The 15,244-nt window shown below is 61.5% G+C and carries 12 protein-coding genes and 3 pseudogenes; 8 read left to right on the forward strand and 7 right to left on the reverse strand.

Annotated features, from left to right (window positions below; genetic code table 11):
* Window positions 1–512: 512 nt before the first annotated feature.
* Window positions 513–1,134, reverse strand: a pseudogene (locus tag M3A49_RS23340) (tyrosine-type recombinase/integrase).
* A gap of 379 nt (window positions 1,135–1,513) precedes the next feature.
* Between M3A49_RS23340 and M3A49_RS23345 the strand changes: the two are divergent.
* Window positions 1,514–3,436 carry a kelch repeat-containing protein gene (locus M3A49_RS23345; RefSeq protein WP_266231216.1) on the forward strand — a complete coding sequence of 641 codons (1,923 nt, stop codon included), beginning with the start codon at window positions 1,514–1,516 and terminating at the stop codon, window positions 3,434–3,436.
* Window positions 3,437–4,360: 924 nt separating this feature from the next.
* On the opposite strand, the gene M3A49_RS23350 is transcribed toward M3A49_RS23345, so the two are convergent.
* Together M3A49_RS23350 and M3A49_RS23355 are read right to left on the reverse strand one after the other, a co-directional pair.
* Complete coding sequence (locus M3A49_RS23350; protein WP_266231217.1) at window positions 4,361–4,882, reverse strand: hypothetical protein; 522 nt, start codon at window positions 4,880–4,882, stop codon at window positions 4,361–4,363.
* A gap of 64 nt (window positions 4,883–4,946) precedes the next feature.
* A complete protein-coding gene (locus M3A49_RS23355) occupies window positions 4,947–5,489 on the reverse strand; it encodes a hypothetical protein (RefSeq protein ID WP_266231218.1) in 543 nt (180 codons plus the stop codon).
* Between the two features lie 356 nt (window positions 5,490–5,845).
* Between M3A49_RS23355 and M3A49_RS23360 the strand changes: the two are divergent.
* A pseudogene (locus M3A49_RS23360) lies at window positions 5,846–6,229 on the forward strand (cytochrome b); the annotation flags it as partial.
* A gap of 124 nt (window positions 6,230–6,353) precedes the next feature.
* On the opposite strand, the gene M3A49_RS23365 reads toward M3A49_RS23360, so the two are convergent.
* The 4 genes and pseudogenes from M3A49_RS23365 to M3A49_RS23385 all read right to left on the reverse strand — a co-directional run bounded on the left by M3A49_RS23365 (window position 6,354) and on the right by M3A49_RS23385 (window position 9,588).
* Entirely contained in the window at window positions 6,354–7,013 is a 660-nt protein-coding gene (locus M3A49_RS23365) for a YceI family protein (protein ID WP_266231220.1), read from the reverse strand.
* Between the two features lie 3 nt (window positions 7,014–7,016).
* The gene (locus tag M3A49_RS23370) at window positions 7,017–7,814 is read right to left on the reverse strand and encodes an anti-sigma factor family protein (protein ID WP_266231221.1); all 798 of its coding nucleotides are present in this window, start codon (window positions 7,812–7,814) and stop codon (window positions 7,017–7,019) included.
* Between the two features lie 1,075 nt (window positions 7,815–8,889).
* Window positions 8,890–9,012: pseudogene (locus tag M3A49_RS42730) on the reverse strand (plastocyanin/azurin family copper-binding protein); the annotation flags it as partial.
* 213 nt (window positions 9,013–9,225) lie between these two features.
* Window positions 9,226–9,588: a DUF2127 domain-containing protein gene (locus tag M3A49_RS23385; RefSeq protein ID WP_266231223.1), complete on the reverse strand. Its 363-nt coding sequence runs from the start codon at window positions 9,586–9,588 to the stop codon at window positions 9,226–9,228.
* 399 nt (window positions 9,589–9,987) lie between these two features.
* Between M3A49_RS23385 and M3A49_RS23390 the strand changes: the two genes are divergently transcribed.
* From M3A49_RS23390 to M3A49_RS23415, 6 genes are read left to right on the forward strand one after another with little or no spacing between them, the layout of a single operon-like run.
* Window positions 9,988–10,968, forward strand: coding sequence for a chromate resistance protein ChrB domain-containing protein (locus M3A49_RS23390; RefSeq protein ID WP_266231324.1), 981 nt, complete (start codon window positions 9,988–9,990; stop codon window positions 10,966–10,968).
* Window positions 10,965–12,149, forward strand: a complete 1,185-nt coding sequence (locus M3A49_RS23395) for a chromate transporter (protein WP_266231224.1) — start codon at window positions 10,965–10,967, stop codon at window positions 12,147–12,149. The genes M3A49_RS23390 and M3A49_RS23395 overlap by 4 nt, the downstream gene beginning before the upstream one ends.
* 31 nt (window positions 12,150–12,180) lie before the next feature.
* Window positions 12,181–12,540, forward strand: coding sequence for a hypothetical protein (locus tag M3A49_RS23400; RefSeq protein ID WP_266231225.1), 360 nt, complete (start codon window positions 12,181–12,183; stop codon window positions 12,538–12,540).
* A 36-nt stretch (window positions 12,541–12,576) separates the two neighbouring features.
* The gene (locus M3A49_RS23405) at window positions 12,577–12,909 is read left to right on the forward strand and encodes a Fe-Mn family superoxide dismutase (RefSeq protein WP_266231325.1); all 333 of its coding nucleotides are present in this window, start codon (window positions 12,577–12,579) and stop codon (window positions 12,907–12,909) included.
* 45 nt (window positions 12,910–12,954) lie between these two features.
* On the forward strand, window positions 12,955–14,196 hold the full coding sequence (locus M3A49_RS23410; protein WP_266231226.1) for an MFS transporter: 1,242 nt from the start codon (window positions 12,955–12,957) through the stop codon (window positions 14,194–14,196).
* The gene (locus tag M3A49_RS23415; RefSeq protein WP_416338999.1) at window positions 14,193–15,236 is read left to right on the forward strand and encodes a hypothetical protein; all 1,044 of its coding nucleotides are present in this window, start codon (window positions 14,193–14,195) and stop codon (window positions 15,234–15,236) included. The genes M3A49_RS23410 and M3A49_RS23415 overlap by 4 nt, the downstream gene beginning before the upstream one ends.
* Window positions 15,237–15,244: the final 8 nt, after the last annotated feature.

A 15,244-nucleotide genomic window follows, 5' to 3' on the forward strand; every position in this document is an offset into this window, starting at 1 on the left:
TCCTACTGGACACCACGCAGGCCTCCCGAGGTAAGCTCAACCGCCTTCACCGCACACCTGCCAGATCTACCTCCCCGGTCCTTGATGGTTGTGGACTTCGCGATCATTTGCTCGCTCGTCCGACCTGGTGGGCCTCATATCTGGTTTCTGTTCGTCAGGTCGCGGCTTTGCTACACGCTTCCTTCAGACCCCGCCTCGCGACGACGCCCTTGCGTTTCACTAGCCCTTCGCCCCATCTGGCTGGGCAGGGGACTCGCACCCCCAAGCTGTTGCGCATGCTCGGCGCACAAAAAAAGCCCGCACAGGGCGGGCACAATTCCTTTGGAGACCGAGGGATACGGGGATACCCTCTTGGCTCACTCTAGCCCTTACCGGGTCGGCGCATAACTATCCGAATGAATAGGCCCGCGCGATCCGGCGTTGTGGCGAGTTGCTGTAAGCGATGAGAGCGATTGGCGGCGAGCGTCCGGAGGCCGATGCCGGCAAGCGCCCGCTTGCCTGCCAGTTCGCCTTCACACTTCGGTCTGTTCCGCCATTTCAAGCGCGTCATCTACCTCAATGCCCAGATAACGTACGGTGCTCTCGAGCTTTGTATGGCCGAGCAACAACTGAACCGCTCGAAGATTCTTCGTTCGGCGGTAAATCAATGAAGCCTTCGTGCGTCGCATGGTGTGCGTCCCGTACGCCGTGTCGTCGAGGCCGATGGACGCTATCCATCGGTGGACCAGCCGAGCATATTGGCGTGTCGAAAGATGCGGCGACGTCCGCAGCCGACTAGGAAACAGATAGTCGGTGGGTTTCAATTTACGGACCTCTATCCAGGCTTCAACGCTCTGACGGGTCTGCTCTGTGATCTCGAACTGAACCGGTCGTTGCGTCTTCTGCTGCATGACCATTGCTCGTGTTCCGACGTGGCTACCTTGGTAGACTTCCTTCACGAGCAGCCGTGTCACACGCCCGGAGTTTGCTATCAATCGCAAGATTGAACATCGCCAGCTCGCGGACGTTCGAAGACATCTGCAGCCTGGTGCGAATCGCCCAGATTTCCGGGAGCTTGAGTGGTGGCTTCTGTCCAGTGAGCTTGCTTTTATTCCAGGGCACACGGGAGCCGGCTGGGCCATTGTGCGTTTCCATGATGATCTCCTTGCATTTGGAGGGAGATTTAGTGTGCACGTCTGCCAGTGGTCGCTGACCGACCCACCTCAGACCTACAGCATCATGAGATATCCGACCGCTTTGCAAACCCTTTCCGCCATTGGCCGGTTCCAGGAGCCAAAAGTCCAGCGAGCCTCCGTCGCACAGTTATGCGATCCGATGAAGGGAGCGGATTTTGAACCCGGTCGAACGACTCGTTTCGCCTTCCGACCGATTGCGAAATCAGGACCGATATGCGCCTGCGTCAAATCGGGATCAGCGGGCAGTGTGCGGGAACGCGAAAAGCGCTGGTATCGCATTCGACCGACATTTACGGCCAGAGAACGTATCCTGATAGAAAAAGGTGGAGGACGTGGTCATGATAAAGGGTCGCCTGATCGGCCTGCTGATGCTGCTGACCATGCTGGTGGCCGCATGCCATGGTAGTGGCGACAACGGCGTTCAGCCGGCGCCGCCTGCCGGGTTGGCAGAACGTGATGGTTCGGTGGTGTACGCGGGGGGTACCGAAATAATCCCCAACATGCCGAGCAGCAGCGGCGGAGCAATCGGGCAATTCAGCGTGTCGCCCGCGCTGCCCGTGGGCCTGAGCCTGAATCCTCAGACCGGCGTGATCACCGGAACGCCCACCTCGGTCAGCAATGCCACGGAATATACGGTCACGGGCACCAACGCGACGGGGAGCGCCTCCGCCCGGGTCGAGATCGAGGTCAAGGACCACGTTATTGCGCCGGAAACTCTGGGCTACCTGGACAGTTCGGTCATCTATGTGACTAACCAGTCGATCACGCCCAACACGCCGATCACCACGGGTGGCGAAATTACTCAGTACAGCGTGTCGCCGGCGCTGCCCGCAGGATTGACCCTTGACCCGCAGACCGGAGTCATTACCGGCACGCCCACGGCGGTGACCGCGCCAGCGATCTTTACGGTCACCGGCAGCAACAGCGTGGACAGTATCGACACCCAGCTTGGCATCGAGGTGCAGGCGCAGTTTGTGCCGCCGGTGGGACTCACATATGTGGACCCGGTGCCGGTGTATATCGTCGGCCGGCCAATCGTGGTCAACGAGCCTCAGTATTCCGGTGGCGAAATTACCCGGTTCACCGTGTCGCCAGCGCTGCCGGGCGGGTTGAGCATCGATGCATTGACCGGGGCGATCAGCGGGATGCCGACCACGACAGGAGTACCGACGACCTACACCGTGACCGGCAGCAATAGCGCGGGGAGCGTCACCGCGCAGCTCACCATTGATGTGAATACCGCGGTGATTGGCGAGTGGCTGCCTGCCGACTACATGAATCTGGCGCGCTACCGGCACACCGCCTCACTGCTGCCCGACGGCCGCGTTCTCGTGGCGGGGGGGATCGGCAGCAAGGGCCGGCTGCTGTCCTCGGCTGAACTGTACGCTCCGGCTGCGGATACCTGGTCGCAGACCGGCAACCTGAACCAGGCGCGTTTCTTCCATACCGCTACGCTTCTGCCCACGGGCCGGGTGCTCGTGGCGGGGGGAATCGGGGGAACCCAGCTATCCTCAGCCGAACTGTACGATCCGGCTGCGGGGACATGGGCGCCGACTGGCAGTATGAGTCAGGCGCGTGACAGCCATACCGCCACACTGCTTTCCACCGGTAGGGTGCTTGTCGCGGGCGGCAGGGGCACAACCGGCACGTCGCTATCCTCGGCTGAACTGTATGATCCTGTCGCGGGTACGTGGGCGCAGACTGGCAGTCTGGTGCAGGCACGTTACAGCGCCACCGCGACGGTCCTGGCGGACGGACGCGTCCTTGTGGCGGGAGGGACAGGCAGTGCAGGTCTGCTGTCTTCGGCGGAACTGTACGATCCGGCCACAGGTACGTGGTCGCAGACTGGCAACATGGCCCAGGCGCGCAGTCTACATACTGCCATGTTATTGCCCGACGGGAAGGTGCTTGTGGCGGGTGGGAACATTGGCGGGACCGCTGCACTTGCTACAGCCGAACTGTACGATCCGGCTACGGGCACCTGGTCGCAGACCGCCAGCATGAGCCAGGCGCGTTACTTCTTCTCCGCGACGCTACTTCCGGACGGCAGGGTGCTCGCAGCGGGGGGAGTTGGCTCTCCAGTCTTTCTGTCCTCAGCCGACTTGTATGATCCGGCTGCAGGTACGTGGTCGCGAACTGCGAGCCTCGGCCAGCCGCGTAACCAGCAGAGCGCCACGCTGCTGCCCGACGGTAGGGTGCTCGCGGAGGGAGGACTCGGCCCGGGCTTCGTGCCTCTGTCCTCGTCAGAACTCTTCCACTGACACGAAGATCCGGAATCCGAGTGGGGCTCTTGAAGCCAGATCTTCAGACGTTCGATGCCACACGTCGAACGTCCCTTCATGGCCGACCTGTGCCGACAACACAACTGCCACGATGAGGTGCGGGACGTCCCATTGCCACCTCTCTCTACTGCCCGACGCCGTATTGGGGTTGCAGATGCCTATTTATCGCTGCTCTTGCCTCCGACGCCGACCTTGCCGCGCCCGACCTTGAGGTGAGGCACACAGGGGCGCAGCCTCTTCCTCGATCCGGCCGTCAACGTAACGTGCTCCGCAGGGTACCGGGTTGTCCTGTGCGGCGCGGCCTGATAGGCATGATGGCCAGGATCGATGCGCTTGATAGCTGACATAACTGGAACCTCCTGAGAGGATTCTATGCCGAAGCGGCACGGCGGCTATGTAGCCTTCCTGAATATGCTGTCGTCAAATCCGCGACCAGACGGCCAGCAAACCGGGCGTGCGCTTGGCGATCGGCCAGGTTTCGGGGACTTGTTCGATGGCGTTCCTGGCCCAGTAGGTTCGGGCTTCGTTCCCTGGTAGCATGATCGCAACGTGGATTGTTCAGGGACAAAGGTCCGCAGTCTGATCGGACCTGACGATGGAGTGTCCGCCTGAGCGCTCTGGTGAACGCCCGCTCCTGGCCGGCTACAGTCTCATGCTATTTGCATGGACAGTGGCGTGTCTCGCAACGCGGCGACCGTCCGAGTGCGACCTGGAAACGGTCGCAGCGAGCTTCGCCGCCCGTCGGCCAGCATGGCAAGCGCGGGGATCTGGCTGGTGTGCTCTTCGAGCGTCACCTCGCACGTGCCATTGGCTGGGTTCCACAGCCTGATCGTGTAGGGCTTCGCTCCGTTTGCGTTGCACGCCGGATTCCAGGGCCTGATCGTCGATCAGCACGGCACCGGACTACGACGGCCCGCCCGCGACCGCCTTGGCCCTGCGCGATGTGTTGCGTTCCAGTCTCATGTACAGGTTTGCTGCCACGATACCGAAGACGATGTGAACGATCACGCTCGCCAAGTTGCGCGCTTCTGCGAACCACGGAAAAAGCCGTGTCATGCCGTAGAAATTAATCAGGTATACGGCTACAGCGAATGCGCAACCCGCCAGTGAAGCCATCCCCATGCTTGAGTCAAGGTTGAATGACGTCATGGTCAGACCGAGGACAAGCGCGAATACGATGGCAAGGGCAAAATGCACGACAAAGGCCGCGAGCACGATGCCAAGCGAGAATGCTTGCGGCGATTGCAATGCGCCTCGTCCCAGAATGATCGCGGCGACCATGCGTGGGGGCTCCAGCAGACTGCCGCCAGTCGTCAGTGCCATCAGGACGACCCCTAACACCAGGAACACAGTGCCGGCGATGACGCCTGCCAGCACGGCGGCCCGCCAGTCGAGCTGGCCGTGGGTGAAATGATGGGAATCCATGTGAAGTTGCACAATTTGTCTCCTGATTGACTCGGAGAAAATCTCAGCGAAAAACTCCTTTAAATCAGGCGTGCTTCGCACTGAATTCGTTGAGCGGCACAGGCTGCTTGAGCGGATCGAAGTCGGCCCACCGCCCTTGTTGCCAGCGGCCGGTCGCGCGTTCGATCGCCGCGCCTCCCGCATCGCGCAGCACCCGTGCGGCGTCCAACTGGCTGTCCGGCGTCACGTGTACGGCCACCAGCACGCCGGATTCACGGGTTTCTTCGTTGCTGGCTTCACGCGTGCGCACCATCGCGCCGACCAATGAGCCGACATACGCACTCACCCCAGTCGCCATCAGCGAAACGATAAGCGGCGGCGAAAACACTGCGAAGATACCGACGCCGACCAGGGCGCCAACCACTGCGCCAATCGTGACGCCTATCTCGGCACCCTCCGGCGCCTCCCTCGCGTTTGCGTCGCTGATGGTTTCGAATCCGTGCTGGCCGGACGGATTGACGAAAAACAGTGTGACGTCCTCCTCGACGAAACCGGCAGTGATGACCCGTTGTGCCGCGTCTTCAGCTGCGGGGAATGTCGTAAAGCGTGCTGCGACGATGAGTGACATGTGGCCTCCCTTTCGGCTGTCGCGCAAATTGCCTGTCGCGAGCGAAAAACGATGGATTCACCGTGTCTCGTCGGCACGGCTGTTCAGCGGAGCAATGCCAAGCGTGGTGGCGGCGAGCACGAGCGCAGCATGATATCTATCATGATGTTTCTCCTCGAGAACCTGATGAGATCGCATCTGGATTTCGGCTCCGCTATAAAAACGTAAGTTGACTTCGAAATATTCCGCGACCGGATCGGGGCACTCGGTGTGGCCAAGGTCGCTGCGAACGATTTTCTACACCACCGTTTTCGGCATTGCATGAATGCCTCAGCCGGCTTCTCGTTCGGCACGCCGATACCCGCGCACTGCATGTGCTGACCGTGTTCGCGCTCGCCGTGGTGCGCATGCTCTGGCGCGCGAGCCATGCGGCGCCCCCGCTACCTGCCGGCACCTGCGCCTGGCAGCGCATCGCGGCGCATGTTGTGCCCCTGCTGTTCTACGTGCTGATGCTCGCGGTCCCGGTCACTGGCTATCTCTACAGCCTGGCGGCCAACGTGCCGGCTGTCTATCTGGGCTTGATTCCGCTGCCGCGCATCATCAGGCCTGATCCCGTGCTGAAGGTCGTGTTCAAGGCGGCTCACATCGCGATCAACTACGGCCTGTTCACGCTCGTTGCCATACACGTCGCGGCGGCCGTCAAGCATCGGTGGCTCGACGACGATCGCCTGCTTTCGCGCATGCTGCCTTTCCTCGAATGACAGGATCGCTTCTGCGAGGCGGCCGACATTAGCCGACCCATGCTGAACGCGTTCGCCGCTGCCGCGATGTCCAGAAAGGCATTGATCATGACGTATGTCCGCGCGTTAAGCGGAAAACGCAAATTCACGGATCCGCGCGCTCCCTGACGAATTCGGCACGGATCCGCATGTGCACGTCATCCCCGACAGCGGAGGACCATTTCGACAGCCCGAACGCCGCCCGGCTGAAATGGCCGTCGGCGGAGAAGGCCAGCGTTTGGTGGGCGCCCGGCGGGTCGTGCGGGTCTGCGTCGAAGGTGACAGCAAGCGTGATGGGACGCGTCGTCGTGCGGATCGTTAGATCGCCTGTCAAAAGGCAATTAAACGGACCGGTCCGGACAAGGCGGGTGCTGACGAAGCGAATGGCCGGATAATGCGCCACATCCAGCATGCTGCCGCCTTCGACGATTCCGGTGACAAACGGAGCGTTCGCTTCGAGGCTTGTCGCGTCGATCATCACCATGACCCGGCCCGAAGCCAGGCCCTGAAATCCATCGAGCTCGGCACCGATACGGCTGAATCGCATCGAGAGATTCGAGTGCCACGCGTTCGTGACGTCGAATGTAACACCCGAACGGCCTGGATCAAGTCGGTACTGTGCCACCGGTGACGACATGTCGACCGGATCGGCGCTAACGCCGATAGCGGCACAGGCAGCGCAGGCAAACGTCGCGATTACAGTTGCGAGTGATTTAAGACGACACATGGCGATGCCACGTCGACGGAAGGGGTTACGATCCAGCACGCTTTACCTCCACTTTTCGGGATGCCCGCCTAGCTCGCTGCAGACGTCGACAGCTATCGTTCCCAATTGTCCCTCAGCCAGCTGCCCGGAGAGCGCGTAATCCATGTGGTCGTTTGCCCAACTGAATGTGCGGCGATTGCCTTCGCGCAGGAGCTGGATCGGAATTTCGCGTTGTGAGGCCGGGCTCACGTAAAGCGTAAGCCGCGCGCCGGCCCCGTTCTCGTACATCAATTGCGCGGCTGGCCCGGCTATGCCCGGCAGAAGGCGGCCCCCCAGCAGCGCATAACCGTACTCCTGTAGCGACGGTGCTGAGAGCGGACGATTCAGGCGCTGCGAGAGCCAGTCTAAGAGCGCCCCCTTGCGCGCGGCAGTCACCTCAACCGCAGGACGGCGCTCGGGCGCGTAGACCACGTAAGCGAGGTCGGCTTGCTCGGCAAATGCCATCTGCGCAGATTGCGGCGCAACAGGCGTTGTAATCACGCCGGCGAGCCCTGCGAGGGCAGCGCCGGCGGCGAGCGAGCTGACGGCGAGCGCCGTGCGACGCCACCAGGACGTGTGCGTGCGCAGCAGCACGTATGACGTGGCCGTTCGTGCGTCAAGATCAGCGCACAATACGCGCAAGGCGGCCCGCTGCGCGCGATAGCAGGCGACGAGGCTTGCAGCACGCCGGTTGGCGACCAACCGTGCTCCGAGTGCCTGGTGTTCTGCTGCCGTCAACTCACCATCGACGAATGCCGATAGCGCACGCAGCTCCGGTTCGCCAAAGCCCGACGCTGTACCGGGATCAGGATCGTCGCTCATCGTGCTAACTCGATGCTGCCAACGAGATGGCGCTGTGGGGCTACCCCCGCGAGCAGCAAGCGCATGCGCTAGGGCTCCCACAAAAGACGTGACGTCGCCGTAGCGACAGGTAGGCCACAGCGCGGGTGCCAGCGTGCCCATTTATTCAGAGAGATTCTGTCGAATCTGCATCACGGTCTCGTAACGTACTGAGGACACCGAGAAAACGTTCTACATGCACCTTTATTCCGCGGTGATTGAAAGCAGGATTTGATCAGGTGATTTTGGCATTCGTGCCACAGAAAGGCAGCGCACATGCCAGTGGACGTTCGTCCGGCACAGCGCCTTTACTTCGAGGAAGAGGTGTCGCTGTGACGCCTGATACTGCGGCCCTTGCAACGAGCTTTGTGGTGCACGCTACCCTGTTTACGCCGTCCGACACGGCGGCGCGTTGCCAATCACCGTGGTCGCAATTCTGCACCTGTACCCACGTGGATGGGGCGATTACTGCTCGTCGTCATCCCCATGGTGATGTTTGTACCACCCACGATGACGGCCGTTATCATGCCAGCGACGTCGCTCCCAGTTGTCGCCCGAATATCCGTATGCGGGCGCATAGACGATCGGGGGCGATTCATAGACTACCGGTGGCGGGGCCTGGTACACAGCGACCGGAGCACCGAGAAAGACGCTGACATCGGCGTGCGCTGATGCAGCAGCAGAAAAGCATGCAGCGCAGACGCCAAGTGCAGAAAAAACCATTGTGCGATTCATGATGCTCGTCTCTTCAGTCAGGTTATGCCGCCTCGCAGGGACAGCGTGTCTCATATTGATAGCCTAGGTGAGAACCCAAGAGCCAGGTGATAGCGCGCAGTCTCCGCTGTAACCATCTGTAAATCGCATGTCCTTGATTTTTCCGCGCAAAGCCAAACCCACGTCATAGATGGCCGAGGCATCGCCAAATGAGTACCCTGCGTGGCACCACAGGACACTCGAAGCGTCTTGGACGCTCGTGTTCGAGCAGCACTTTTGCTGCTCTTTCCGCCGAGTACAGTCGAACTGCGCGATTTGGGCCGCTCTGGACGTTGGCATCAACCTACGGTGTCACGACAAGCTCCGTATGCATTCCCGCTGCATAGTGTCCCGGCTTGTTGCAGATCAGCGCGTAGTGGCCCGGCGCAAGTCTGAATGAAACGCGCTTGCTCATCCCGAGTGTGATCACACCGGCGAGGATAGTGAATCTGCAAGTGGCACACATGGTCGCCTCCTTTGCACCGACATATCGTGCGTGCCTCGCGTCGAGCGATTGCCGAGCGCGATATTTTGAGTGCGCAAATGCCCCTTCCTGTGCGAGGGCATGAATGCTCTCTGCGGCGCGCGATATGTGCAGTAAACGTGGACGGTGGCAGGCCTGTTCCGGGCCCGGCCCCCATCACGAACCCGGGATGGTGATCTTGCAGTTGTCTCGAAGATACCGGTACTCGTGCCATGTGAGGGCGATGACGACGACGTCCAATGCCGTCACCAGCAGCAACCAGACCGAATGGCTGTACGTGATGCGGTAGACCTGATAGGCAATAAACAGCGCGAAGACAACGATCGAGACAGGGTAGTACCAGAGTCTCTCGCGCAACAAACCGGCCACGAGCCAAAGCTTTAGCACTCCGTGTGCAAGCAGATAGAGCCCGGCGAATCTCTGGGCATCGACCGACAGGTGTTGCACGGTGTGAAGACATTCTGGCCGGTCTAAGGCCTCGGCACGGCGTGGATCGCGTTTCTTTCCGTCGCCGATCATCTTAGGGACCGCGACACGCGAGGTTCGCCCGTGCTGAGGGTGGTCGCGCTTGTCACATTTCTGACGACTGCTGCGATTCACATCTCACTGCACCACAGCGCTGATCTTGTTCGCTATGTGATGTAGCTGAAGACGCATACGTGGTCAAACCGGGTCACGAATTGGATCCGGTCAGGGAACCTGCCAGCAACACAACGATCGTGGACGGGATGCCAGGGATCGCGTCGGGCCGTCCACGCGCAGGCGGTTTCATGGTGACCGCTCTTCCTGGTCTTCGACGCTGGACCGAAATTGCGCAGAAGAGCGCGCGTCCGGCCAGGCATTCGTCGGTTCAAACGGGATTTTGGTCGATAAAAAGTTAACTTGTAGATGACGCTACATGGCAGTAGCATAATCTACATGAAATCATTATCGACCTGGTCGGTCCTTGTACTGACATTGCCCACCGAGAATGCGACGGCGCGTATGCGCTTCTGGCGCGCACTCAAGTCAAAGGGCTGCGCCGTTCTGCGAGACGGCATCTACCTCTTGCCTTATACGGAAGCGCGCGAGGGCGTGCTGCGCGAGTTGTCGGTCGCGATTGGCGAAAGCGGCGGCACAGCCCACCTGCTGCGCGCGCCTAGTCTTGACGCGTCGCAGGAGGCCGAATTCCGCGTGCTGTTTGATCGCGCTGACGAGTACGACGGCCTCATCCGCACGCTCGCCGATGCCCGGAAGGCCGTCTCGGGTCAGTCCGCCGCCGATCTGACGAAGGTGTTGCGGCGTCAGCGCAAAGACTACGAAACGATCGTCGCAATCGACTTTTTCCCGGGTGAGGCGGCCACGCGTGCCGAGGCGGCCTGGCAGGATTTTGTGGCGCACGTCGATACGGTGCTTTCGCCTGGCGAGCCGCACGCAGCAGACCGCGCAATCCGCTCGCTATCCGTTGAGGATTATCAGGGGCGGACCTGGGCGACTCGCAGGCGCATGTGGGTCGACCGGGTGGCGAGCGCATGGCTGATCCGCCGTTTTATCGACCGCGACGCGCGCTTTGTCTGGTTGCCGTCGCCGGACGCCTGCCCGGCCGACGCGCTCGGCTTCGATTTCGATGGTGCAGCCTTTACCCATGTTGGAGACCGCGTCACGTTCGAAGTGCTGCTGGCGAGCTTCAGCTTGGACAGGGACCCGGCGCTCGTGCGGCTCGGCGCAATGGTTCACGCGCTCGACGTAGGTGGCGCGAGCGTGCCTGAAGCCATCGGGTTTGAAGCGGTCATGGCCGGGACACGCGGGCGTGCGGCAGACGACGATCAGCTGCTCGCCGCGATGAGCCCGGTGCTCGACTCGATGTACACGCATTTCGTGGCCAGCGAAAAATTCAGCGAAACGGAAAAACGCCAATGAGCACGACGACCGCGCACGTGCCCGGCTACTCGCTCGGCCAGATGGCACTTTACATGCTGAAGCTTGGCACTATGGGCTTTGGCGGACCGGTTGCGCTCGTTGGCTACATGCGCCGTGATCTGGTCGAGCAGCGCAGCTGGATTGCGGAAGCAGACTATCGCGAAGGGCTGGCACTCGCGCAGATGATGCCCGGCCCGCTTGCCGCGCAGCTTGGCATCTATCTCGGCTTCGTGCACTACCGTCTTCTGGGCGCGACCGTTGCAGGGCTCGCCTTCGTGCTGCCGTCGTTCCTGATGGTCGTCGCGCTCGGCTGGGCCTACGCGCATTTTGGCGGACTGTCGTGGATGCAGGCTGTCTTCTACGGCGTTGGCGCTGCCGTAGTCGGCATCATCGCGATGAGCGCTTTCACGCTGTCGACCAAGACGCTCGGAACCGACCGCCTGCTCTGGATCGTTTTCCTGACTCTCGCAGTCGTGACGGTTGCCACGGAATCGGAGATTGCCTGGCTCTTCATCGCGGGTGGTGTCGTCAGCTGGTTGCGCCGCGCTGCGCCCCGGTGGCTGGGCAAAGATGGCCTCAACTCACTGGCTGTGACGCAGGCGCCTGCACTTGCGGGTGTATTCAGCGGACTTGATCTCCCGCTGCTCGGGCAGATTGGTCTTTTCTTCACGAAGGCGGGCGCGTTCGTATTCGGGTCGGGCCTCGCAATCGTGCCGTTCCTGTATGGCGGTGTCGTCACCGAACACCACTGGCTCAACGACAAACAGTTCGTCGATGCGGTGGCCGTTGCGATGATCACGCCGGGGCCGGTCGTCATCACCGTCGGTTTTATCGGCTATCTGGTTGCAGGGCTGGCCGGTGCCTGCGTCGCCGCGCTCGGCACGTTTCTGCCGTGCTACCTCTTTACGGTGCTGCCCGCACCGTACTTCAAGAAATACGGGCGGCTTCCCGCCGTGAAGGCATTCGTTGACGGCATTACCGCTGCGGCAGTGGGGGCGATTACCGGTTCGGTCATCGTCATTGCCAGGCGTTCGGTCATCGACTGGCCAACCGCGCTGATCGCACTCGCAACCGTGCTGCTGCTGTGGCGCTTCAGGAAACTTCCAGAGCCCGTGATCGTCGTCGCAGCTGCCCTGATCGGCCTTGCCCTCTATCCGCTTCTGCATCTGCACGCCTGGTAACCCGCGTGCGGGATAACTGCGAGGAATGCATATGAAATCGCGACGTACTTTTCTGCACGATTCCGCCGCAGTCGGCGCAGGAATGATGCTGTCCCAGGCGCAGATGGTCCACGCGGCCAGTGCGCCCGGCTTTGTCGACAGACTCGTCAATGCGGACGGCAAGTATGCGGCGGCGGCGCTGCCATTTGCCTATGACGCGCTCGAACCGGTCGTTGATGCCCGCACGGTTGAACTCCACTTCAACTTCCACCACAAGCCAGCCGCCGCTGCGGCAAACAAGGCGGAGGAAGGACTCGCCAGGGCACGCGAAACCGGCGACTTCGCATCGGTGAAGTTCCATACCAGGGAGCTGGCCTATCAGCTGTCCAGTCACATCCTGCACACGATTTAAAGCATTTCGGGTAAGGGCGGCGAGCCGAAGGGCGATCTGGCAAAAGCGATCGACACCAACTTTGGCTCGTACGAGAAGTTCAGGGCGCAGCTCATGGCAGCGACGATTGCCACTGAAGCGTCAGGCTGGGGCGTCGTTGGATACCTCCCGTCAACCGGAAAGCTCATGGTCCTGCAGTGCGAGAATCACCAGAAACTTACGGCGTGGGGCATTCAGCCAATCCTGGTCCTCGACGTTTTCGAGCACGCGTATTACCTGAAATACCAGAACCGCCGCAACGAGTATGTCACCCAGCTTTTCAGCATCATCAACTGGGATAACGCTGCAATGAGACTGCAGGCGGCAATGCCGTCACGCGCAACGGTCTGATGCACGCGCGTGGCGCGACTTCGAGGCGAAAACCCGGGTCCTGACATGGCTCATGCGAGGGTGCCACTTTCAATCCTGCGCCCGCCTGCGGGCGTGGACCAGAGCGCGTGGCTGCTGCTCGTCGCACGGAGCCTGCGCGGGATTTGCGACGGCTTCGTCGCCGTACTGCTGCCAGCGTATTTGCTGTCGCTTGGTTTCGGAAAGCTCACGGTCGGTCTGATCGGCACCGCCACGCTGCTGGGCTCGGCCGTTGCGACGATTGTCGTTGGCCTGCTGGGCAGCCGTTACCCGCAGCGTGCGCTGCTGCTCTTCGCAGCCGCGCTGATGGCGGCAACCGGTCTCGCGTTTGGATTGCTGTCGTCACTCTGGCCACTGCTCGTGGTGGCGTTCGTCGGCACGCTCAATCCGAGTTCGGGCGACGTCAGCCTGTTTCTGCCTCTCGAACATGCACGCCTTGCCGAGGCTGCGAAGAGCGACACCCGGACTGCGCTCTTTGCGCGTTACAGCCTCGTGGGTGGACTTTCGGCAGCGCTAGGCGCGCTGCTCGCCGGACTCCCGGATTGGATGGCAGCACATACCAGTGTTACCTCGCTCGTCGCCATGCGTGGGATGTTCATCGTTTACGCGATCACGGGCTTCGTCGTCTTCCTGCTGTACCTCCGGTTGCCACGGCGTGAGGCGCACGCAGCAGCCGCGCGGACACCGCTCGGCCCGTCGCGTAGCATCGTCACACGTCTCGCGCTGCTGTTCAGCGTTGACGCGTTTGCAGGCGGTTTGCTCGTGAACTCGCTGCTGACGCTTTGGCTGATCCAGAGTTTTGGTCTTTCGCTCGCCGCCGCAGGGCAGTTTTTTTTCTGGTCCGGGCTGCTCAGCGCGGGTTCGCAACTGGCCGCCGCGCCGATTGCCCGCAGGATCGGCCTGCTCAACACCATGGTGTTCACCCACATCCCATCGAGCTTGTGCCTGATCGCTGCTGCCTTCGCGCCAACGCTACCACTGACCCTGGTCTTGTTGCTTGTGCGTAGTGCGCTGTCGCAGCTCGATGTGCCGACCCGGAGTGCCTATGTAATGGCTGTCGTGACACCGCCCGAAAGACCGGCCGCAGCGAGCTTTACTGCGGTGCCGCGTAGCCTCGCGGCGGCGGTAGCGCCGACAATTGCTGGTGGGTTGCTTGGAGCGGGATGGCTCGGGGCGCCACTGATCGCTTGCGGCACGCTCAAGATTGCCTACGATCTCGCAGTGCTCGCAGCATTCCGTCATATCAGGCCGGACGGAGGATCATCGTGAAATGTGGACGCGCAGGCCGTCGCGTCGTTGCGCGGCTCTTCGGCACGCTTTTCGCACTCGCGATTGTGGCCGGTAGTGTTGCCAGTTCTGTCGCACATGGAGCGGATGACGCGGTAACCGACAATCTGCCACTGAGGCACGTCGGGGACGTTCCGCTGCCAGGACGGGCGTCACGATTCGACTATGAAAGCTACGATCCAGAGCGGCATCTGCTGTTCATCGCGCATCTGGGTGACAGCGAAGTCGTGGTGTTCGATACCTTTGCTTCCCGCGTCGTCACGCGCATACCCGGAATCTCCTCCGTGCATGGCGTACTGGTAGTGCCCGACCTGTCCCGCGTGTATGCATCGGCAACCGGCACGAACGAGATTGTCGCTATTGACGAGCGCACGCTGAAGATCATCGCCCGCGCGCCAGGCGGCATCTATCCGGACGGCATGGCGTACGCGCCCGACGCGCGCAGGCTCTTCGTTTCGGATGAGACGGGAGAGACGGAGACCGTGATCGACGTCGCGGGCAACCGGCGTATTGCGACGATTCCGCTCGACGGGGAAGTTGGAAATTCGCAATACGATGCGGTTTCGCGACACATCTTCGTCAACGTGCAGACGCGACGCCAGTTGGTGGAGATTGATCCAGCTACCAACACGATTGTTTCCCGTACCGATCTGCCGGGCGCGAAAGGCAATCACGGACTGCTGATTGTCCCGGAATTGCACCTCGCACTGATAGCCTGTGAGGACAACGATCGCCTGCTGGTACTCGACATGCACACGATGAAGGTTGTCTCGGCGTTCGATACCAGCGGCGAGCCGGATGTCCTGGCGTTCGATCCCGCATTGCACACGGTCTTCGTGGCTGGCGAGGCAGGCGTCGTGTCGATGTTCAGCGTCGACGCGTCCCGTGTGTCGAAGATTGGCGACGGGCGCGTGGGACCGAATGCACACGTTGTCAGTCTCGATGCGGCGACGCACCGGTCGTACTTTCCGCTGAAGGACGTCGGCGGGCATCCCGTCCTGCGGATCATGGCACCGCGATAGGGGCGCGC

Source organism: Paraburkholderia sp. CNPSo 3076 (genome assembly GCF_026343935.1).
GTDB lineage: Bacteria > Pseudomonadota > Gammaproteobacteria > Burkholderiales > Burkholderiaceae > Paraburkholderia > Paraburkholderia nodosa.